This window comes from Wolbachia endosymbiont of Chrysomya megacephala (assembly GCF_008245065.1).
Lineage (GTDB): Bacteria > Pseudomonadota > Alphaproteobacteria > Rickettsiales > Anaplasmataceae > Wolbachia.
The window spans coordinates 885,779-907,119 of record NZ_CP021120.1 but is presented as its reverse complement, the minus strand read 5'-3'; the positions used below and the strand labels follow the sequence as shown (position 1 = coordinate 907,119).

Here is a 21,341-nt window from a genome sequence, read left to right as displayed (position 1 = left end):
AATGAAATATCAGGCAATATTCCGTATAATTAAACTTTTAAGATGGAAAAATGACAATTCGTGTAGGAATTAATGGTCTTGGTAGAATAGGCAGAAGTGTATTGCGTGCTATTTTTGAAGTAGAAAACTATAGCGAGCAAATAGAAGTTGTGGCGGTAAATGGGTCACTCAGTGCTGAGCAGCATGCACATTTGATTAAATATGACTCTGTTCATGGCAAATTTAACGGCGATATTGATTTTAACGAGTCTGAAAATTGGCTATCTATAAATAGCAGGAAATTTTCTTTATATAGAGAACGTAGCCCTGAAAATATTCCTTGGAATGTTGATGTAGTACTTGAATGCACTGGTGCATTCAACAAGCGTGCGGAAGCAGCAAAGCATAATGCAGAGAGAGTAATTGTCTCTGCTCCAGTTTCAGATGCTGATGTAACTGTAGTTTACGGCGTAAATAACGATATGCTAAAAAAGGAGCATAAAGTGATCTCAGCAGGTTCTTGTACTACAAACTGTCTGGCTCCGATTGTACACATTTTACACTCCAATTTAGGTATAAAAAGCGGTTTTATGACCACTATACATGCCTATACGAATGATCAAAATATTCTTGATGGCAACCATAGAGACTTACGTAGGGCAAGAGCTTGTGGCCTTTCTATGGTGCCAACTACAACTGGAGCAGCAAAAACAATTGGTTCTGTTATTCCTGAGTTAAAGGGTAAGCTAGATGGTACTGCTATTAGAGTTCCGGTTAGCAACGTTTCTATGGTTGATTTTAAATTTTTAGCTGATAAGAGAGCAACAACTAAGGAAATAAACGAAATATTTAAGAATTCAGCAAATCATGTGCTTTCCGTATGTAACGAGCCTTTAGTTTCAATAGACTTTGTCCATAACCCTTATAGTGCAATTGTGGATTTAGCTGGTACATATGTCACAGGTGATATCTGTAGAGTTGCAGCATGGTATGACAATGAATGGGCTTTTTCACTGAGAATGTTAGATATAGCGTTATTGTAAAGTATGAACGAAAACTCACAAAAATATGCTTCATTTTATGAGCACTTTGCGGAACTTAGAAAAAGGGTTATTTTTTGCTTTCTATTTTTTTGTGTTACCTTCGGGTTTTGTTACTACTTTAAAGAAAATATATACCGCTTTTTACTTGCACCTTTAATAGAAGTTACAAAAGATAGTGATGATTTTTCTCTAATCTATACAGACTTAACAGAAGCGTTTTTTGTATATCTCAGGGTTGCAATAATGAGTGCACTGTTGTTTTCTTTTCCTGTGTTTGCATGGCAATTCTATATGTTTCTAGCACCTGGCTTATATAAAAGAGAAAGGGCGGTGTTATTGCCATACTTAATTGCAACACCGGTTTTGTTTGTAACGGGAGCCGCTGTAGTTTACTACTACATATTTCCCTTAGCCTGGAAATTTTTTATTGCTTTTGAACATAGCGGTAAATCTTTCGGTATACCAATAGAGTTTATGCCATCAGTTAGTGAATATTTAGACCTTGTTCTTCAATTCGCGTTCGCTTTTGGTACTGCATTTCAAATTCCAGTCATACTAACCTTAATGGTGAGAGTAGGGCTAATCACTGCACAAAGTTTGTCAAATAAACGGAGGATTGCGATAGTGGTAATTTTCATTATTGCTGCAATCTTAACTCCACCTGATGTACTAAGCCAAGTAGGGCTTGCAATACCAATGCTGGTATTATATGAGCTGTCTATTCTGATATGTAGATATATTGAGAAGAAAGCAAAGGATTGAATCAAGAATATTATTTATAAACAAAGAATGAGCACCAGAGCACTTTTTCTTGAACATTGAAGTGGGATTATGTAAACTGCCCTTGTTGATTTTTTAGTAGACGCCAAGTGAATTAAAATATTACGAGGTGTGTTATGATAATAGTTGTTGGTGGTCAAAAAGGTGGTACTGGTAAAACGACCATAGCCACAAATATAGCGGTGATGCGTGCTAGGGAAGGTAGAAATGTCCTTCTCTATGATCTTGACCCATTAATGCTAGCTACCTTGTGGGCATCCCTGCGAGACAAGGACAAAAGTTTACCGAAAATTAACAGTATTCACAAGGTGTTAGGCCAAATTAACATTGGTGTAGTAATCAGAAATGAGCTACAAGCTTTACAGTCCAAATATCAAGATATTATTGTTGACGCAAGAAGAGCAGATGAAACTTTAAGGGCTGCCTTATCATTAGCTAATCTAGCTATATTTCCCATTAATCCATCTGGGATTGATATGTGGACGTTTAACACTCTGAGCAACTTAGTTAACGGTACTCAAAGTTGTAATAAAACCTTTAAAGCAAGAGTGCTATTTAATGGAGTACACACCAATCCAGGTGCAGCTAAAAAACACATTGAAGAATGTGATGATTTTTTAAGTGAATTTGACAACTTAACAAGGTTCGATAGTTTTTTAAGTTGGCGAGCTGCAGTTCAAGACGCCTCTGGCGAAGGTATGGCAATTGTTGAATATAAACCAGTAGATTTAAAAGCAATTAGGGAAATTGAATCTGTTTATGAGGAAGCCTTATCTACTGTTAGAAAATCAGAGCCAGCACAGTCAGTGTTAAGGTTGCCACCTAGTTTACATCAAAAATTGAGGGAAATAGCCTTTATAACAAAAGATACAGTTTCTAACATTGGATTCAGGGCTTTAACGGAATACATTAAAACTTTAGAGAAATAAGAAACCAATCAAAATGAAGAAGAGAGGTTTGTTTCCTTGATTGTCTTTCAACTATTTTTCTGAAGTTGGAGGTTCGATAGGTTGCTGTGTAAAAGATTAGGAAGTAGTTTTGTTAGTGTTGAAAATTATAGCTCTTTTCCTAATAGTCGGAACATGATGGAATAGGTAAAGTAGTGAGGAGATGTGAATGCCAGCAGCATATAGTTATGATTTAAGGAAAAAAGCATTGGATGTAGGGGAAAGTAGAGCATTTGTAGCCAAGAGGTTTAAAGTTAACATTCTATGAATGGCAAAAAAGTGCAAGAAAATAGGCGATTTTAAATCAAAATGTAGATCCAATAGAGCGTGATTGATATCTTGCTAGTAATAGTGTAACAGCTTTTATTAAGATATTTTTTTGCCATACGGCAGCAATAACAAAGTTAGAAAATTGATGGCTGAATATGTTGGCATTGATAAACAGTATATTATGCTTCAAGCAATATTTACTTTAGTAGCTTCTACAACTTTTTTAGTATATTGGTGCTGTGTACCAACAGCAGTATTTGCACTTGCTACGTGTTTCTTTGTTAAAAATGCTGTACATGCTGCATTTTCTGCAAAAGAACTTTCTCCTGAGTTTGCCGAAATTATTACTGAAAAAGTAGTAAATAATGTTGAGCTCAATGCAGAAGACAACTCTCAATCGAGAAGCTACTTGTATGAGACTGTGTTATGTAGCGAAACTAGATTTCACTTTTACACACCTAGATAAGGGGTAAAAGCAGATACTAGAATGACGAAATCGTTATTCTGCTACGCATTATCGCCGTATAACTATAGCTATATATGAACTAAAAAAGTAATATTCACTAGATCTTAATATTTTAGATCTATATTTCAATAAAATATTACAATTAGTATGAATGATCCATTTAAAAGTGAGGATTATAAAAAAAATCTCGATTCTCTGATCAAATCTATAAAGCTAGGGAATTCAGAGAAACAATATGGTAAAACAGTAACAGATTTATCTCATGCTTTAGAGGGTTTTACAGATAAGGCAGAAGATGTAGCTAAACTTGTTATACGTGATGACTTGAATAATTGTGTAAAGAAGGCAAATAAAAAGCCATTAATTCTTAGGATATTCAATAGAATATTAGGAAGAGATGTTTCGATTAGGAATATAAGTAATTTTATAAAAGATAAATTGCCTCCTTCAACTGCTAGAACAGCAATCGAATATACAGATGTTATTAAAAAAATTTCAGATTTAGAGCGAATAGAAAGAAGTCAAGATAAATATAGGTCATATGGAATAAATTTAGAAAATAGACAGCAAAAGAAAAATCTCTTATATGAGCGAGAAGATTCAGGTTATGGAGGTTCATTAAACGAAGATCCTGAGTATGAAGAAATATCAAATTATCAAGAGGAAAAGAGCAAATCTTTAACAAAAGATTTGCGTAATCTACAATCAATTAAAGAGGAGCCGATTTATGCAACAATTCCTAAAGAACATATAGAAGCAAAAAGAGAAAATAGGAAGAAACAACAACTTCAATCTCTTGCACCACCAAAACCACCAAGAGTACCACCAGTACCAGAGAAAATGTTTACTGCCAATCAAAAAATTAGACAAGAACCGAAAAAAGATAAACCTGCAGTACCACCAAAGCCTAAAGATTTAGGCGAAAAAGTAAGCACAGAGCAAAAAATAGTAGTGGAAAAATCAGCTGAGAGTAACCCTACACTACCACTAAAATCTGAAAATCAAGATGGTAAAGAATCAGCAAAAAAAGCTGATGGACCAAAAGTACTAGTAGTTGCTATGAAAAAAGAAATGACTCGCGAGAGTAGTAAAGTAAAGGCATTAAAAGAAAGATTTGAGCGAAATCAAGTAAAGAACGTGTTGCCTGCTGAAAACAAAACTGCTTCAGTAACACAAACGGATATCAGTGTGAAGAGAAAACAATCTCGTTCATTTCCAGTAGGGAATAAAAAATCTTCGATCAACCATCTTGCCAGCAAAAATTTACCTTCCACGAATGTAAGTGTAAAAGAAATGGTTAAAAAATTTGAAGGGAGAAAAGGTGAAAGATAGTAATATTTGGGTATTTCCCTACTCATGAAAATTAGCTCTTATCATAACATTTTCACAGCCATAAGAGGAAGTTTTTATAAGATTGGGGCTAAAGAAAACTTGCATGTAAATGTATCAAGGTATAAAATTATAAATATTAAGAATGAATAGGTTAGTTATGAATCTTGTAACAAAATCCGCTATCGATTTTACTGCTTCGGCTGTTCTTGCTAGTGGAAAAATAGTTGATGATTTCTGTTTAAGTAAACATATAAAGGATAAGTATGCTGTCCTTTTTTTCTATCCACTTGATTTTACTTTTGTCTGTCCAACTGAGTTGATATCATTTAGCAACAAAATAGAAGATTTTTCAAAACGTGATGTTGAAGTGATAGGAATAAGTATAGATTCAAAATTTTCACACTATAAATGGCGAAACACTCCAGTTAATGATGGTGGTATTGGAGAGGTTAGCTACAATTTAGTGTCTGATATCAAAAAGTCTATATCAAGAGACTATGGGGTCTTATATGATGACTCAATTGCACTAAGAGCAACTTTTGTTATTGATGATAAATTTGTTGTACGTCATCAATCGATAAATGATTTTCCTTTAGGGCGTAATATCGATGAATTCATTAGAATCATTGATGCAATAAAACATAATGAAGAGCATGGTGAAGTATGTCCAGCAGGGTGGAAAAAAGGCAAGCCTGCGATGCAGGCAAGCGATGAAGGAGTGGCTGATTATCTAAACTCACACAGTGCAGAATTATAAATTGAGTACAAAAGTTCTTATTATTGGATCTGGAGCAGCGGGTTATGCTGCTGCTATATATGCAGCACGTGCAAATTTAGAGCCAATTGTAGTAACAGGAATGCAACCTGGTGGTCAGCTTACAATTACTACGGATGTTGAAAACTATCCAGGTTTTATTTCTATACAAGGTCCAGAACTCATGGAACAAAAGAGGTTGCATGCAGAGAAGGCGGGAGCAAGAATAATAGACGATGAGATAAAAAGTGTAGAACAACTTGAGGATTCTAATGAGTATAGATTTAGATCTTGTGGTAATGCTAGTGACTACTATTCGAATGCAATTATAATCGCAGCTGGTGCGCAAGCGAAGTGGCTTGGCCTGGAGAGTGAAAAGAAATTTCAAGGTTACGGAGTTTCGGCATGCGCAACTTGTGATGGTGCATTTTTTAGAAATAAAGTTGTAGCTGTGGTTGGTGGTGGAAATACTGCTGTTGAAGAAGCAATATTTTTAACTCGATTTGCTAAGGAAGTTATACTGATACACAGGCGTGATAACTTAAGAGCAGAGAAAGTAATGCAAGACAGGCTCTTTAAAAATGATAAGATAAAGGTAATATGGAATCATACCGTAGAACAGGTTCTTGGAGAAGAAAATCCAAAAAAAGTTACTGGCATTACAATTAAATCGACAGACATCAATAAAACCCAGGAATTGAAAGTAGATGGAGTGTTTATTGCAATTGGGCATGCACCAAATACAGGTATTTTTAAGGGCTTTGTTGAAATGGATCAGCAAGGTTATATAATTACGAAACCTGGAACAACTCTAACCAGTAGGGCAGGGGTGTTTGCTGCTGGTGATGTTCAAGATAAGGTATATCGCCAGGCAGTAGTTGCAGCAGGTACAGGGTGCATGGCTGCACTTGATGCAGAAAAATTTTTGGAATCATAATTAGTTCTAAAATTTTTAACTAAATTACTTGCAATTTTCTTTGTTTTTTTTATAATTATGTCAATAAATTATAGGTTAGGGAGAATTTAGTATGCTTTCGAGAAGTAATGTAGGTTTTAGAAGAAGTGTTGTTAATGATACAGGATTACGAGCTCAAAATCAAACAACTTCAGGACAATCAACAAAAAAATTATTTAAAGCTATTGATGATGAAAATCTAGGAGATTTTGAGCGAGCTCTAGCAGAAGGTGCGAATGTTAATGCATTTGATAAGGGATATACACCATTAATGACTATTATCATGAATGGTGATGATAGTCCTACACACTTGAAAATGATGACGTTGCTTTTGCAACATCAAAGTTTAAAGATTAATGCTCAAGAAACTAAAGAAAACAATACAGCTCTACATCTAGCCTTGTGCATGGAAAATAGAAATTTTGTACAGATTTTACTTAGACATACTGGTTTGAATGTGAATATTAAAAATATTCATCGTATAGATTTTCAAGGTAATTTCTCTCATACTCCTGAAGAATATATTAGAAAAATTGGACAAGTACAGGATAAAAATTTTTCGCACCTTACGATAGAAATACAAAAAGCACAAACAGGAAAAGAATTATTAGATGTTCTTTCTAACAGAAATATTGACCGAGCAAAAAGACTATTAAATCAAGAACTCAACCCTAATTGTTGGAAAAGAAATTCAAATGAAGAAATAGAAACACCACTTAGCCTGATTATCAAATCATGTTTACAAGGAATAACAGAAGATAACGAGGAAGTATTGACTAAACTTTTAAAACATAAAGAGCTAGATTTTAGTCAAATAAAACCAATACCAGCTATAGAGCAAAATTCAAGATTGAAGCAAATCATTGAACAAGCTATGAAAGAGCGATTAACTGATGCTATTAATAGAAAAGATTTGGGTGATGTAAAAGAATTAGTAGAAGATCACTGCTTCATAAATCGTGCAATTGTCAACGCTGTGTTGGGGAATGTTAATAATCCAAGTGAATCTATTAAAAATTATCTCAATGAGAAATTTCCTGCAAGTGCAGAGCAACCTGTAGCAAATACACATAATGTTCAATCAGAAATAAACGATGAGTTTATTGCTCAAGAATTGCAGCGACTTGAAAACCTGGAAGGTGAACTTGAAAGAACAAAGGCTCAACTTGCAGAAAAAGAGCAAGAGTTGAATAGGACCGTAGATGAAAGAACAAGAGACACTGACAAAATTTCACAGTTAGAAAAGGAGTTGAGACAAGTAAGGCAGGGTAATCAGGAAAGAATTCACACTCTCACTGATCAAGTAGCTCGACTTACTAGAGAAAAAAGTCAACTTAAAAACCTTAGAGATGAGCTTGAAAGAACAAAAACTCAACTTAGAAAAAAAGAGCAAGAGTTGGATAGGGTTGTAAGTGAAAGAGACACTAACAAAATTTCACAGTTAAAAAGGGATTTTAGTCAACAGAGATCAGAACTTCAAACTCAAAATCAAGACTTAAATAACAAAAACAGAAAACTTTCAGAAGCAAGCATTTATAATAGAAGGCAAAGTAACTATGCCTCTGCCTCTTTTGTGTTATCTGGAGCGTTTGCTATTGGTGCATGTTTAACAATATCGAATTTAGAAATATGTATTTCACTTGCTGTAGCTGCATTTGTCTTCCTTACAATTGGATGCTACTGTTCATATAAAGCAAGTACAGTACTGAGTGATGTGATAAGCACTGAATTTGGTAATGTTATCAGTTTAAGATAGAGTTAAGGTTTTTACTTCTTGTCTAAACTCTTCTGAAAATTTTTGTACATCCTGAAAATACCTTGATAATTCGAGTGAATGTAAACCTGAGTGGTTTCAAGACTTAAATAGTTGATTGTAAACTTGCTTCTATTATCTTTTAGTTCAAGAAATTAAAAGTTTAACGATGAGAATTATAATTACAGACCAAAGTAAAAAGTAGGCTTTTCCATTTGATTTATTTTTCACCTGTAATTTTTTGTCAGCTATTAGGTTTAATTTTTCTATAAGGCTAAATATTCCCTGAATTGCTTTTATGGGATAAGAGCTTTTAATTTTTTCCCTATACCCTATTTTACTTTCATGTTGATTGTTTATCCATGTTTCAACTACTTTCCACATATTGATTTCTGGATAGACTTTCCTACATGTTCCTTCTAATAAAATCATAGTTTTCTGCAGCAATAACAATTGTGTTTGAACTTTCATATCAAAATCACCAGTTATTTTTAGTAGCTGAGTAAGTAATCGAGCAAATGAAATCTTCTGTATAGGCTGTCCAACAATGGGCTCACCTATTGCTCTGCAAGCTGTAACAAAATTTCTATGCTGTGATGGAACATAACCGGCTCTAAAGTGCATTTTTGCAACGTGATCATAATCCCTATTTAAAAAGCCTTTGAGTATCTCTATAACGTAATAGCATGTCTCACGATCTATTCTACCCATGATTCCACAATCCAGGGCAATAATATTGTTATTACTATCGATCATTAAATTTCCAGGATGCATATCAGCATGAAAAAAACAATCCCTATATACCTGATTACAAAAAGATTCTATAAGATTGATAGCTATTTGCTTTCGGTTATTCAGCTTTTCAACTTCGTATATTGGTATAGCTTCCATCCATTCTAATGTTAAAACCTTTTTTGAAGTTCTACTCCAATCTATTTCAGGTACGTAGAAACCTCTGTCATGTTTAGTATTTTCCTTCAGTTCCGAAGAGTGGGCAGCCTCAAAGCGTAGATCTAACTCTAATCGGCAAATTTCAGCAAAAGTTTTGACTAATTCAACTGGCTTCAGCCTTTTTGATTGTTCACTAAATTTTTCTGCAATTTCTGCAAGCCAAGAAAGCATTTTTATATCCCTTGAGAATGTTTTCTCAATATTTGGCCTCAAAACCTTTACAGCAACTTCCTTACCCTCAATTGTAACTGCTCTATGCACCTGAGAAATTGATGCTGCTGCAATTGGCTTTTCAGAAAAACTTGAAAAAATATCGCTTAATTTACAATTAAACTCACTTTCTATAGTTTTAACTGCTATTTTATACGAAAATGATGGCAATCTATCACATATCAATAGCAAGTTATTTGTTATGTCCTCATTTAAAATATCAGTGCGTGATGAAATGGATTGCCCAAATTTAATGAACACCGGACCTAATCTTTCAAGAGCACGCTTTAGTTTATGACCTTGTATTTTATTTATTGATTTTTTTGATGGTGGAAGTAAATAAGGTAACACATTGTAGCGTGTTAGCACTGTAGTTATTTGCAGAAGACGTAGAATATTTTGAATCATTTCGCTGCGTAACTGCCAAATATTTCATTTATCTCCATAATTTCATCAGGTTTACCTTGATAATAGATAGTATTATTTATGCAAATTATGTAATCTGAGGATGGTAGGGCAGAGTTAAGGTCATGAGAAGTCATGAGAATCGACACTGATCGTTCTTTTGCGATTTTATTTATAATATCATAAAATTTAGATCGTGCGTTAATATCCATTGCACTGACTGGCTCATCTAAAATGATCAAATCAGATTCTGAAATTAAACAGCGTGCAAGCAGCAGTAATTGTGTTTGTCCTGCAGAGATTTCTAATACTTGATTTTTTAGGATGTTACCGATACCAACCAATTCTATTGCTTCTGTAACAATGGGTTGATTTTTCTTCAATTTCTTCGAGGAGCTATTGAAAAGGAAAGACTCAACTGTTATTGGCATCAAATTACCAATACTAAAATTTTGTGGCATATAGCTAATTTTTATATTGTCAGCGAATACAATACTGCCAATAAAACCTTTATTTATACCAGCAACTGCTTTCACTAAAGAGGTTTTACCTCCGCCATTTGGACCAAGTATTGTAACTATATCTCCTCTTTGTACTGATATGTTGATATTATCAAGAACTTTTTTGTTACCGTATGAAAGAGTAAGGTTTTCTATTTTTAGAATGCAGTTATTGACACTACTTAATTTTTTGGCAAAAATTGACTTCTTCTCAACATTTATATGAGACATTTACTGTTTTTTTTTCTATTACTTTCATTTACATTATACTACAATAGTGCCTTTTCATCCAATTTAAAAATTGTAGCTACAATCAAACCTATACACTCACTTGTAGCTTCTGTTACAGATGGAATTTCAAAGCCAGAACTACTAATGTACGAAGTAGTGTCTGAACATAACTACATGCTCAGGCCTTCAGACGCAAGTAAATTAGAATCTAGCAATATTATATTTTATATCGATGATTCTTTGGAAACATTCATTAAAACTTTCGCTAAAGAAAATAAGAAGTTAATACCGCTATCAAGTGCAATCGATCTACTTCCTGCTCGAACACATTCATTTTCTAGTCACATTCAAGATGAAAAAGATTTGCATATTTGGCTGAATCCTGAAAATGCAAAAAGTATGATACTTTCTATCAGTGCAACATTATCTAATATAGATAAAGAAAATGCCTATCGATACAATACTAACGCAGAGGAGGCTATAAGAAAGATAGACCAAGAAGTAGAAAAAATTACGAAAGAATTGGATGAGTTAAAAAATCAAAAATACATAGTTACTCACGATGCTTATCAATATTTCGAAAAATATTTTGATTTAAGTTACCCAAGCGCCATTCTTTCTATAGAAGAAGATTCTTACATAGGTATGAAGAGTTTAATGAAATTAAAAAAGGTAATGAAAGAGGAAAACGTTAAATGTATTGTTTCTCATTCACGAGAGGATAGCATAAAGCCTAATGTCTTTTCTAGTGACGTAAAAATGGTGATTCTTGATCCTATTGGATCAGATGTAGAGCCTGGAAAGGATGCATATCTAGATATAATCAGCAGCATTGCACAAAATTTCAAGTCTTGTTTCACTGAGTAATGAGTTCTTTTATCTATTCAGATAGCATTGCAAACTTAGTGCTTTCTATTCCAATCACAACTATACCGACATTATCTACCAGAAGTATATCATCCCAGTCTGGGATTCAGTTAAGTTGGTAAGCATAAAAATATTATGTTAAAGCACAACGTTCTTGATGAGATTAGGGCAAGCCAATGTCAGCTACTTGAATGACACCATTTGCTATGCCCTCAAAAATGAATGCTCGTACAGCTGTGTGCCAGCTACTTGCATCTGCTATTTTTACTCATAATTATCTTGCCTGAACGAACTTAAATTCAAGTAGTTAATCATAGAAACAAAAAAAAGAAGATAACCAATATCTTCTTTTACTCTAATTAAAAAGACATTGAATTGTAATTGTCTATTTCATCTGATATAAGCGATAATTTTATGCTCTCAAAACGGAGATTACTTGCAATATCTGTTAACTGTTCACTAAGTGTTACTTTTTCTGGTGAATGGTGTTCAGGAGCTTTAATATTTCTATTACAGTCAGCCTTACACCAAGATCTATTAATTTTTGTCAATAAATCATTACCCTCGTATTTATTTTCACACTGTCTGTGGCACAAATTAAGTAAATCAACACCATGCAATGTCAATGAAGCAGAATCTTGTGTAAATTTTACCATAATATAATCCTTAATCTTATTATATCTATATTAACATATAAATGTGAATATTATACTAATATAGTTACTTTTTATGGCAAGTGGTTTTTGGTTATTTTCTAAACTTTCTTTATAAAAACCATAGGCGCCTATTGGTTTTTAGCTAAAGTAAAGATCAAGTATCTGGAATTCTGGACATAAAATCCTCCTGTGTAAAAAAGATTAGAAAAAAAGTGCGGCGCACATACGACAGAGATTAAGTATGTGTGTGCACCTACGTACGCTGAAGAAGATACGCCACATTTTTTAATGAATTTAATGAAAAAAGTCTGCAGATAAAGATAAATTTTGAGCTCTTAAAATATCTTTTACTATGATTATAGTCAGATTTAAAATATGCGCAAGCAATTTTTTTCTGTAAAAGTTTAACAAAAGAATTCAAAAGTTTGTGAACAACCTCTAAGTGTATGGTCCCAGAGTGTGATGGTATATAGACTATCTGGATCATTTAAAGTGTCAGATCAAGTCCCATTTAAGCAATAAAAAGACCAGATCAGGACAAAAACGCTACCATTTTCAGCCCTTATTCAGGTGGCTCAATTTCCCGTAACTTATATAAGTTACCGTAATCTTTCAAAACCTCAAACAGACTTTCTCTAATGCAAAACAGTATAACTAGTGAGCAATAAGCTACACTCCTTTTAGCTGTAAGCTTTGCATGATAATATACTTACTTTAATTTTTCTTCTTTAAATAATACGTGTCTTCTGACCACTGGGTCATACTTCCTAAACTCGAGCTTCTTGGGAAGGTTCTTAGGATTACGTTTTTTTACACAAAAATAGCCTGTTAGTTTCTCTTCTCCAGTTTTTGTTGTTTTAGTTGCAGTGCTAACTAGCTTGACAAGCAAAGAAGCATTTTTTTTCGCCATAATTGTTAGTGACATAATAAACTCTATGCAAGTTTATTACGCAAAACACTGAAAGTCAACCCAATAATGCAGATCGCAAAATTCTTGACAATCAATAATATATTAAGTAGTATAAGAACATTTCAGAATGAAAAGTAGACGGTAAATAAGTGGTGAGTGATGGCAAAAGGTTATTGTTGATAGAAAGTACTACCTGTTCTAACGAGGTAAGGGTTGCCCTACTAGTTAATGGTAGGGTTGTAGAGTTTGAACAAGAATTCAAGGAAAAAAAACAATTAAGAGGTAATATATACGTTGCTTATGTAAAGCGTATAGAGCCTGCTTTGCAGGCCGTGTTCATTGAGTATGGAAAAAATAAGCAAGGTTTTTTGTCTTTTTCTGAGATATCTCTAAATTACTTTAATATTCCAGAAAAAGAGAAGGAAATTTTCCCTGATGAAGACTATTCGAGCGGTGTGGACTGTTCAAATGATAATTGCACAGAAGAAGGCCTAGATTCTACAGCTAGTAATGAATCCAGCAGTGGTTTTGTGAGGGGGGTACCTTTACATAGAAAATATAAGTTACAAGATGTGATTTCAGTAAATCAAAAGTTATTAGTTCAATTAACTAAGGAAGAACGAGGAAATAAAGGAGCTTCATTTACAACATACGTAACTTTGGTCGGTAGATACTGTGTTTTCATGCCCAATTCCATAAGTAGGGGTGGAGTATCTCGCAGAATTGAAGATACCAACGTTAGAAAACAGTTAAAGGATATATTAAATTCAATAAATTTACCAAAAGGCTCAGGTTTAATAGTAAGAACTGTTGGTGCAGGAAAAAGTAAGAAAGAAATTGAGCAAGATTACAATAATTTGACCTTATTATGGCAAAATATTCAGCAAAACTTCTCTTCTTTAAATGTTCCATCATTAATTTACAACGAAGCAGATGTAGTTATGAGATCTGTACGTGACTTTTGTAGTAATGATACAGAAATTATAGTATCTGATAGAGAAGTTTGTGAAGCGGTAAGAAAATACACTAAAAATGTGTTACAAGGAAAATTGCGTCCTAGATTATATAGAGGTTCTGTTCCAATCTTTACTTACTATCGAGTCGAAGATCAAATTTCTGAATTATATAGCAATAGAGTAGAATTGCCATCTGGTGGGTCTTTGGTGATAACCTTAACTGAGGCATTTGTTTCAATAGACGTAAATTCAGGGAAAATGACAGGAGAAGATAACATAGAAGAAACAGCTTATAGAACTAATATGGAGGCATTATCTGAAATATCAAGGCAAGCGAATCTCAGGGGCTTATCAGGGTTAATAGTTGTTGATTTTATTGACATGTTGAAACTTGAGTATTGCAAAAATGTTGAATTTGCTATCAAGCAGGCGTTTAAAGATGATAAAGCTAAAGTTCAATTTAGCTTTATCAATGACTTTGGTTTAATGGTCTTTTCAAGACAAAGAATTAAACCAAATATACAGGAAATTAATACTACAGAGTGCTTACACTGTAAAGGTATTGGAAGAGTGAAATCAAACGAAGTGGTTGTTGCATCGATACTAAGGGATTTGCAACATATTGCTAATAAAAATCAAAATAAGTCCTTTGATTTAATAGCACGCAGTGCAGTTATAGCGCACATTTTTAATAATAAGCGTGATATGGTTTCTACAATCGAAAAAGAGTTCAATATTACATTAAATGTTAGTATTGATAATAGTTTAGATGCAGATACATTTATTTTAAAGCAAGGAGACCATATTAATTTTAATGATTATAAGCCATTGCAGAATTCTGGATGTCAAATTGTGAATAGCAGGGATAAAGAAGCTGGTAAACTACCGGGCAACTTTTGGTTAACTAAATGGCTTTCGCGCCTTTTGGGCTCTAACAACTAAACGGGACTTGTAATTAACGAGTTTTATACTTATATATTTTACATCAGATAATATTTAAAAGGGAGTATTCATTATGGGAAGAGCAATAGGTATAGATCTTGGAACAACAAATTCTTGTGTTGCAATAATGCAAGGCAAGGATGCAAAAGTAATCGAGAATAAAGAAGGAGCAAGAACTACTCCATCTATAGTTGCATTTACTTCATCTGGAGAAAGGTTGATTGGCGCTCCAGCAAAAAGGCAAGCAACTACCAATGCAAATAATACTTTTTTTGCAACTAAGAGATTGATAGGTCGCCAATATAGCGATCCTGAAATGAAGAATCTAGGTGTACCGTATAAGGTATTTGCAGCAAAAAATGGTGATGCATGGGTTAAAACAACTGATGGTAAAGAATACTCTCCTAGTCAAATTGGTGCATTTATACTACAAAACCTGAAAGAAGCAGCTGAGGCTTATCTTGGGGAAGAAGTAAAGGATGCTGTGATAACAGTGCCGGCGTACTTCAATGATTCTCAACGTCAAGCAACAAAAGATGCAGGAAAAATTGCTGGATTAAATGTCCTCAGAATAATTAACGAACCAACTGCTGCAGCACTTGCTTATGGTCTTGATAAAAAGCACGGACACACAATAGTAGTGTATGATCTTGGTGGTGGTACATTTGATGTTTCAGTTCTTGAAATAGGTGACGGAGTTTTTGAAGTAAAGGCTACAAATGGTGATACTCACCTTGGAGGGGAAGACTTCGATAATGCAGTAGTAAATTATTTACTGGGTGAATTCAAGAAAAGTAATGGCATTGATTTGAAAAACGATCCAATGGCTATGCAAAGAATCAAAGAAGCTGCAGAAAAAGCAAAGGTAGAATTGTCAAGTGCAATGGAAACAGAAGTAAATCTACCGTTTGTTACAGCTGATGCAAGTGGCCCAAAACACTTAAATATGAAGCTAACAAGAGCAAAGCTTGAAAGTTTAGTGAATGATTTAATTGAAAGGACTATAATTCCTTGCAAAAAAGCTCTTGAAGATGCTGGTTTGTCTGCTAGTCAAATTGGTGAAGTAGTTCTTGTTGGTGGCATGACTCGTATGCCAAAAGTCATAGAGAAAGTTAAAGAATTCTTTGGCAAAGATCCACACAGAGGGGTTAACCCTGATGAAGTTGTAGCAATTGGAGCTGCAATACAGGCGGGAATCATTCAAGGTGATGTAAGAGATGTATTACTACTTGACGTAACTCCACTTTCTCTTGGTATTGAAACTCTAGGGGGAGTGTTCACTCCACTTATTGAACGTAATACTACTATTCCCACAAAAAAATCTCAGGTGTTTTCAACTGCAGAAGATAACCAAACAGCCGTTACAATTAAGGTACATCAAGGTGAAAGAAAATTGGCGATTGATAATAAACTGCTTGGTCAGTTTAGTTTAGAAGGAATACCACCTGCTCCTCGTGGGGTTCCTCAAATTGAGGTGACATTTGATATAGATGCAAATGGAATAGCGCATGTTTCTGCAAAGGATAAAGCTACTGGAAAAGAGCAAAAAATACGTATTCAGTCTTCAGGTGGTTTATCGGAGGATGAAATAAATCGGATGGTGAGAGAAGCTGAGGAAAAAGCACAAGAAGATGAAAAGCGTAAGAAATTTATTGAAGTGAAGAATCAAGCGGATAGTTTAGTTCATTCTACAGAAAAATCTTTGACAGAATATGGTGATAAAATTTCTCCAGAAGATAAATCTGCTATTGAGAATGCAGTTAATGAATTAAAGGAAGTTAGTAAGTCTGATAATATTGATGATGCTGATTCAATACAACAGAAGGTTACTAATCTTTCTCAACTTTCTATGAAGCTTGGAGAAGCTATGTATAAGGAATCTCAACAACAACAAGGTGGAGAAAGCTCATCCACAACAAATAATGAGGAAGAAAAAGTAGTAGATTCTGATTATCAAGACATGGATAATAAAGAAGAGAATAAGTAATTCGATTGTCATCCCAGTGCCCAGATACTGTGGGATGACAAGAGGAGCGTATTGTTGCTTAAAGGAACTATTGTGGATATTATTAAGACAATAGAAGAAAAATTACGCGATTCAATAGGTGTAATTGATATTAATATTATCGATGAATCAGCAAAGCATGTAGATCATTATTTTGTTTCTTCTTCGACACTACCTTCACATATCAAATTAGTATTAATATCTAACGACTTTTCTGGAATGAGCTCTTTAAAGAGGCATAAATTGATCTATGAATTATTAAAGAGTGAAATAGAGCGATTACATGCGATTTCTCTTCACTTGTATACGCAAAGCGAATACAATCTAAAAAATAAATAGTAGAAACGTGAGAGAAGAGTCTTTATTAGTTAAAGCAGGAAGAAAATTTAATGATTATAAAGGGTCGATGAACCCACCAGTTTATCATTCTTCTACTATATTATTTCCTACTTACAAGGACTACTTAAATGCAGCAAATGGAGAAAGTATATACGATGTAATCAATGATGGTGTTGCAAGGGATTACAGTTACAGTAATGTTGGTACGCCTACTGTTCATTATTTTTCAAATGCACTGGCTGAAATTGAGGGTAGGGGACAAGCACTCATCTACCCTTCTGGATTATTTGCACTTACTTTTGCTATTTTGACTTTCACTAAAGCAGGTTCACATGTCCTGATACAAGATAATAGTTATTATAGGCTAAAGAGATTTGCCGAAAATGAGCTACCAAAAAGAGGAGTAGAAGTAACTTTTTATAATCCGACACAGGATATAACTGATTTAGTTCAGAGTAATACTTCACTCATCATGATTGAGACTCCTGGTTCTATAACGTTTGAGATTTCAAATATAGAGCATATAGTAAAAGTTGCTAAAGCACGTGGAATCGTAACCGTTTGTGACAATTCATGGGCCACTCCTTTGTTGTTTAAGCCGCTTGATTATGGAATTGATGTTGCACTATACGCGGTGACAAAGTATCTAGCCGGTCACTCAGATTTAGTGATGGGAGCTATGGTTGCTGAAGGTAAAATTTTTAAATTGCTTTATGAGAGCTATAAAAATTATGGAGTCACCATTCAATCGCATGACTGTTACCTTGCACACAGGGGACTTAGAACACTGCAAACACGCATGAGGAAGCATCAAAGTACAGCAATACAAGTAGCAAAGTGGCTGGAAAAACATCCAAAAATCAAAAAAGTCTTATACCCCGCACTTTTTTCCTATTCTCAGCATGATTTATGGAAAAGTTATTTCAAAGGGGCAAGTAGCGTATTTAGTATAGTACTCGATAGAGAATATTCATGTGAGGAACTAAGCTGCATGGTTGATCACATGAAAATTTTTGGCATCGGTGCTTCTTGGGGAGGATGTGACAGTTTGATATTACCAATAGAACATAGATCTATGTCAAGATCTGTAATGAATTCAGATTATGGTGGAAGTTTTGTGCGAATATTTTGCGGACTAGAAGATCCTGAAGATTTGATTTTTGACTTGAATACTGCATTAATAAGACTGCCATGTTCAAGTGTTAAAGATGATTGTGAGACTGAAAGAGCTACTGCATAACATTGTAAATGCTGACTTTGATATTGAAATCAAAGGCGTCACATGTAATCCTAAGAGAGTTAAAGAAGGTTACCTTTTTGTTTGTGTGTCAGAAAGGAGTAAAGAACACGTAACATGTCTTCCTAATGGATGTGTACACAACTGTGTAGACGTTGTAATACAAGGGGCCAAGAAAGATGTCATCCCAGTGCTCAGACACTGGGATCCAGAAAATTTAATTGTAAACAAGCATACTAGACAATTGTATAATGAAAACTGGATTCCAGTGTCCGCTACTCGAATGACAAGTACTCCAAGTTTTGCAGTGCTTTACCACTCGGACCCTCAAGGAATATACAGTGAAATAGTCAGCAGGTTTTATCAATTCAAACAACCTAAATATGTTGCTGCTGTAACTGGTACGAATGGTAAAACTTCAGTGGTGGAATTTTGTCGCCAGATTTGGCAAGATAATGTAGCGTCTATAGGAACACTGGGAACATGTGTCAATAATAATAGAAAAGATAATAGCCTTACAACGCCAAGTGCAGATGATCTTTATTCCACATTGCGTGACATAAATAATAAGAACGTAGAACACTTAGCATTAGAAGCTTCAAGCCATGGAATCGATCAATACAGAATCCATGGACTCAGGCTCAATGCTGCAGCTTTTACTAATTTCTCTCAAGATCATTTGGACTATCACAAAAGTATCGATGAGTATTTTGAGGCCAAGAAAAGGTTGTTTGATGAGGTATTGCCAAAAGAAAAAACAGCGATTTTAAATGCAGATATAGGCGAATATGGAGAGTTGCTCAACATAGCTGAAAAGCGTGGCAACAAAGTTATAACCTATGGAAAAAAAAACTCTGACATTACTTTATTAAAGCAGATACCCACTGCCAATGGTCAATACCTGACAATTCAAATCGGTGATGAAATTTATAACGCATTTTTTCCGATTTTTGGGCAATTTCAAGCATATAATTTGTTGTGTGCAATCGGTATAGTTATTTCATCTGGTATGGACTATCAAAGAATGTGTATAGATAAACTCGCTTCTCCATCTGGAAGAATGGAAAAAGTGAACACTTTTGCATTTGTCGATTACGCTCATACTCCAAGTGCACTCAAACAAGCTCTGTTGTCTTTAAAATGGCACTTCAATAAAAAGATAGTTCTAGTGTTCGGTTGTGGCGGGAATCGTGATCAAACAAAACGTGCAGAGATGGGTAAAATAGCACAAATGCTTGCAGGTAAAGTTATAGTCACAGATGACAATCCGCGTGATGAAGATCCGGGGAAAATTCGTCACGATATTTTGTTACATTGCCCTGATGCACTGGAGATAGGAGATAGAAAAAAAGCTATAGAGAAAGGTATAAATATAGCACATGATGAAAATATGATTCTGCTAGTTGCAGGAAAAGGACATGAAAGATTCCAAATAATAGAAGGCCAAGCCCTTGAATTTAGTGATGTTGAAGTTATTAGAGAGGGCCAAAAATTTGCTACTGCTGTTTTGCTCTCTCCTTCATCCAATGCCTGAATGGCTTTTTTCCTTAAGTCATAACTGTACGCTGCTGGCATTTTTACCTTCTTGTTACACTAAATCACTATCTTATCTTGTTCCTACTATTATGAGAAGAGCTATACAAGGATATGAAAGTGGAGATTGTGGTTACAAGATTAGTGAGAGAATATAGAAAAATTTAGGATGAAATATTGCGTGATATAGTTCATTTAGTGATAAAGGCTCTTACAGGTATAGTAGCGCTTCATAAGTAAGAATATTTTTACAAAGAATTTAATAATCACAATTTAGGCAATGATGAAAGTTCTTTAAGAAAAAAGTTTAATACTATCAAGAAAAGTTTGCATAGGCATAGCAATATAATACATAATAATCAAAATATTCCAAATTCTGTCAATTTATTTGCACAGTCAATCACTTGAGAATTCGGAAATTGATTTTTAAACCAAGTGTACTGGCGTTTTGCATAATGCCTTGTGTTTGTTTGAGCAATCTGTATTGCTTCGTCTAAAGTAATCTCCCCTTTTAAGTATCTTATAATTTCTGGTACTCCATGTGCTTTCATAGCTGGCAAATGTGGAGATGGGTTCATGCTAAGTAGGTTTTTTACTTCATCAATTGCTCCATTTTCAACCATTTCAATAAAACGAGAATTTATTTTTCGGTATATATCCTCACGTTTAGGTAGAATTGTATATACCTTAAAATTATTGAACAAAGGAGGCTGTCTATTTTCTTGCCATACAAAGATTGTCTTGCCAGTTTCAGTGATAACTTCAAGTGCTCTTGAGAGGCGATGTGAGTCATTAATAAATATTTTACCTTGAATCCTTGGATCTTTGCTTAGCACTAATTTGTAGAATTCCTCTTTACTTAAATTTTTTCTAAGTTCATTTACGTTTTCTCTCACTTCCTGGCTTATTTGTGGAATCGATGATAATCCCTTGATTAAGCTGCTAATGTAAAGCCCACTTCCTCCAGTGATGATCGGTATTCGTGAATTTTTCAGCGCGTTGTTAACTTCCCTATTTAAATCCTCTATCCATAAACCTACGGAATAATTTTCTCTTGCTGAAACATAACCGTATAGCCTATAAAATTCTTTCTGCTTTGGTGGTTGAGCAGTAATTACGGGAATCTCTTTGTATACCTGCTTTGAGTCACAGTTTATTATGCTAATGTTTTTATGCTTTTTTATCAAGTTATTGCATAATTCTGATTTACCTGAGGCTGTAATTCCTGTAATAATTACTATATTATCTTTCATTTATATTAATTTAACTAACCTATGATAGGGTGTAGTAAAAATTTGGATTCTACAATCTAAAATTTGG

The 21,341-nt window shown here is 34.3% G+C and carries 19 protein-coding genes and 1 pseudogene; 15 read left to right on the top strand and 5 right to left on the bottom strand.

Going from position 1 to position 21,341, the window contains the following annotated elements:
- Nucleotides 1-50: 50 nt before the first annotated feature.
- The 9 genes and pseudogenes from gap to CAI20_RS04375 all read left to right on the top strand — a co-directional run bounded on the left by gap (nucleotide 51) and on the right by CAI20_RS04375 (nucleotide 8,282).
- Nucleotides 51-1,022 carry a type I glyceraldehyde-3-phosphate dehydrogenase gene (gene gap / locus CAI20_RS04410; protein ID WP_007302698.1) on the top strand — a complete coding sequence of 324 codons (972 nt, stop codon included), beginning with the start codon at nucleotides 51-53 and terminating at the stop codon, nucleotides 1,020-1,022.
- A 3-nt stretch (nucleotides 1,023-1,025) separates the two neighbouring features.
- Complete coding sequence (gene tatC / locus CAI20_RS04405; RefSeq protein ID WP_149168864.1) at nucleotides 1,026-1,784, top strand: twin-arginine translocase subunit TatC; 759 nt, start codon at nucleotides 1,026-1,028, stop codon at nucleotides 1,782-1,784.
- A 134-nt stretch (nucleotides 1,785-1,918) separates the two neighbouring features.
- On the top strand, nucleotides 1,919-2,731 hold the full coding sequence (locus CAI20_RS04400) for a nucleotide-binding protein (protein WP_149168863.1): 813 nt from the start codon (nucleotides 1,919-1,921) through the stop codon (nucleotides 2,729-2,731).
- Between the two features lie 187 nt (nucleotides 2,732-2,918).
- Nucleotides 2,919-3,071, top strand: a pseudogene (locus tag CAI20_RS06850) (IS630-like element ISWpi11 family transposase); the annotation flags it as partial.
- A gap of 57 nt (nucleotides 3,072-3,128) precedes the next feature.
- Nucleotides 3,129-3,485, top strand: a complete 357-nt coding sequence (locus CAI20_RS06680; protein WP_246111569.1) for a hypothetical protein — start codon at nucleotides 3,129-3,131, stop codon at nucleotides 3,483-3,485.
- A gap of 147 nt (nucleotides 3,486-3,632) precedes the next feature.
- The gene (locus CAI20_RS04390; protein WP_149168862.1) at nucleotides 3,633-4,817 is read left to right on the top strand and encodes a hypothetical protein; all 1,185 of its coding nucleotides are present in this window, start codon (nucleotides 3,633-3,635) and stop codon (nucleotides 4,815-4,817) included.
- A gap of 157 nt (nucleotides 4,818-4,974) precedes the next feature.
- Nucleotides 4,975-5,574 (top strand): peroxiredoxin, encoded by a 600-nt coding sequence (locus tag CAI20_RS04385; RefSeq protein ID WP_007302702.1) that lies wholly within the window; start codon nucleotides 4,975-4,977, stop codon nucleotides 5,572-5,574.
- Nucleotides 5,561-6,508 (top strand): thioredoxin-disulfide reductase, encoded by a 948-nt coding sequence (gene trxB / locus CAI20_RS04380; protein ID WP_012481748.1) that lies wholly within the window; start codon nucleotides 5,561-5,563, stop codon nucleotides 6,506-6,508. The genes CAI20_RS04385 and trxB overlap by 14 nt, the downstream gene beginning before the upstream one ends.
- A 91-nt stretch (nucleotides 6,509-6,599) precedes the next feature.
- Nucleotides 6,600-8,282, top strand: coding sequence for an ankyrin repeat domain-containing protein (locus CAI20_RS04375; RefSeq protein WP_149168861.1), 1,683 nt, complete (start codon nucleotides 6,600-6,602; stop codon nucleotides 8,280-8,282).
- Nucleotides 8,283-8,426: 144 nt separating this feature from the next.
- Here CAI20_RS04375 and ubiB read toward each other — a convergent pair whose 3' ends face one another.
- Nucleotides 8,427-9,848: a 2-polyprenylphenol 6-hydroxylase gene (ubiB, locus tag CAI20_RS04370; RefSeq protein WP_012481747.1), complete on the bottom strand. Its 1,422-nt coding sequence runs from the start codon at nucleotides 9,846-9,848 to the stop codon at nucleotides 8,427-8,429.
- Nucleotides 9,845-10,576 carry a metal ABC transporter ATP-binding protein gene (locus CAI20_RS04365; RefSeq protein WP_007302706.1) on the bottom strand — a complete coding sequence of 244 codons (732 nt, stop codon included), beginning with the start codon at nucleotides 10,574-10,576 and terminating at the stop codon, nucleotides 9,845-9,847. The genes ubiB and CAI20_RS04365 overlap by 4 nt, the downstream gene beginning before the upstream one ends.
- On the opposite strand from CAI20_RS04365, the gene CAI20_RS04360 reads away from it, so the two are divergent.
- Nucleotides 10,568-11,443 (top strand): zinc ABC transporter substrate-binding protein, encoded by an 876-nt coding sequence (locus tag CAI20_RS04360; protein WP_127464163.1) that lies wholly within the window; start codon nucleotides 10,568-10,570, stop codon nucleotides 11,441-11,443. The genes CAI20_RS04365 and CAI20_RS04360 overlap by 9 nt on opposite strands.
- Nucleotides 11,444-11,802: 359 nt before the next feature.
- On the opposite strand, the gene CAI20_RS04355 is transcribed toward CAI20_RS04360, so the two are convergent.
- Both CAI20_RS04355 and rpmG read right to left on the bottom strand, forming a co-directional pair.
- Complete coding sequence (locus CAI20_RS04355; RefSeq protein WP_007302708.1) at nucleotides 11,803-12,099, bottom strand: hypothetical protein; 297 nt, start codon at nucleotides 12,097-12,099, stop codon at nucleotides 11,803-11,805.
- A gap of 709 nt (nucleotides 12,100-12,808) precedes the next feature.
- The gene (rpmG, locus tag CAI20_RS04345) at nucleotides 12,809-13,009 is read right to left on the bottom strand and encodes a 50S ribosomal protein L33 (RefSeq protein ID WP_012481745.1); all 201 of its coding nucleotides are present in this window, start codon (nucleotides 13,007-13,009) and stop codon (nucleotides 12,809-12,811) included.
- Nucleotides 13,010-13,158: 149 nt separating this feature from the next.
- Between rpmG and CAI20_RS04340 the strand changes: the two genes are divergently transcribed.
- From CAI20_RS04340 to CAI20_RS04320, 5 genes are all read left to right on the top strand, one after another.
- On the top strand, nucleotides 13,159-14,907 hold the full coding sequence (locus CAI20_RS04340) for an Rne/Rng family ribonuclease (RefSeq protein WP_007302710.1): 1,749 nt from the start codon (nucleotides 13,159-13,161) through the stop codon (nucleotides 14,905-14,907).
- Nucleotides 14,908-14,980: 73 nt separating this feature from the next.
- On the top strand, nucleotides 14,981-16,894 hold the full coding sequence (gene dnaK / locus CAI20_RS04335) for a molecular chaperone DnaK (RefSeq protein WP_019236356.1): 1,914 nt from the start codon (nucleotides 14,981-14,983) through the stop codon (nucleotides 16,892-16,894).
- 72 nt (nucleotides 16,895-16,966) lie between these two features.
- The gene (locus tag CAI20_RS04330) at nucleotides 16,967-17,251 is read left to right on the top strand and encodes a BolA family protein (RefSeq protein ID WP_012481743.1); all 285 of its coding nucleotides are present in this window, start codon (nucleotides 16,967-16,969) and stop codon (nucleotides 17,249-17,251) included.
- A 7-nt stretch (nucleotides 17,252-17,258) separates the two neighbouring features.
- Complete coding sequence (gene metC, locus CAI20_RS04325; protein WP_149168860.1) at nucleotides 17,259-18,491, top strand: cystathionine beta-lyase; 1,233 nt, start codon at nucleotides 17,259-17,261, stop codon at nucleotides 18,489-18,491.
- A complete protein-coding gene (locus tag CAI20_RS04320; protein WP_017532610.1) occupies nucleotides 18,460-20,022 on the top strand; it encodes a Mur ligase family protein in 1,563 nt (520 codons plus the stop codon). The genes metC and CAI20_RS04320 overlap by 32 nt, the downstream gene beginning before the upstream one ends.
- A gap of 358 nt (nucleotides 20,023-20,380) precedes the next feature.
- Here CAI20_RS04320 and miaA read toward each other — a convergent pair whose 3' ends face one another.
- On the bottom strand, nucleotides 20,381-21,274 hold the full coding sequence (gene miaA, locus CAI20_RS04315; RefSeq protein ID WP_149168859.1) for a tRNA (adenosine(37)-N6)-dimethylallyltransferase MiaA: 894 nt from the start codon (nucleotides 21,272-21,274) through the stop codon (nucleotides 20,381-20,383).
- Between the last annotated feature and the right edge of the window lie 67 nt (nucleotides 21,275-21,341).

Coding starts and splice junctions, on each gene's coding strand:
- gap (WP_007302698.1), top strand. CDS start 51: ATGACAATTCGTGTAGGAATTAATGGTCTTGGTAGAATAGGCAGAAGT.
- tatC (WP_149168864.1), top strand. CDS start 1,026: ATGAACGAAAACTCACAAAAATATGCTTCATTTTATGAGCACTTTGCG.
- CAI20_RS04400 (WP_149168863.1), top strand. CDS start 1,919: ATGATAATAGTTGTTGGTGGTCAAAAAGGTGGTACTGGTAAAACGACC.
- CAI20_RS04390 (WP_149168862.1), top strand. CDS start 3,633: ATGAATGATCCATTTAAAAGTGAGGATTATAAAAAAAATCTCGATTCT.
- CAI20_RS04385 (WP_007302702.1), top strand. CDS start 4,975: ATGAATCTTGTAACAAAATCCGCTATCGATTTTACTGCTTCGGCTGTT.
- CAI20_RS04375 (WP_149168861.1), top strand. CDS start 6,600: ATGCTTTCGAGAAGTAATGTAGGTTTTAGAAGAAGTGTTGTTAATGAT.
- ubiB (WP_012481747.1), bottom strand. CDS start 9,848: ATGATTCAAAATATTCTACGTCTTCTGCAAATAACTACAGTGCTAACA.
- CAI20_RS04360 (WP_127464163.1), top strand. CDS start 10,568: ATGAGACATTTACTGTTTTTTTTTCTATTACTTTCATTTACATTATAC.
- CAI20_RS04365 (WP_007302706.1), bottom strand. CDS start 10,576: ATGTCTCATATAAATGTTGAGAAGAAGTCAATTTTTGCCAAAAAATTA.
- CAI20_RS04355 (WP_007302708.1), bottom strand. CDS start 12,099: ATGGTAAAATTTACACAAGATTCTGCTTCATTGACATTGCATGGTGTT.
- rpmG (WP_012481745.1), bottom strand. CDS start 13,009: ATGGCGAAAAAAAATGCTTCTTTGCTTGTCAAGCTAGTTAGCACTGCA.
- dnaK (WP_019236356.1), top strand. CDS start 14,981: ATGGGAAGAGCAATAGGTATAGATCTTGGAACAACAAATTCTTGTGTT.
- CAI20_RS04320 (WP_017532610.1), top strand. CDS start 18,460: ATGATTGTGAGACTGAAAGAGCTACTGCATAACATTGTAAATGCTGAC.
- miaA (WP_149168859.1), bottom strand. CDS start 21,274: ATGAAAGATAATATAGTAATTATTACAGGAATTACAGCCTCAGGTAAA.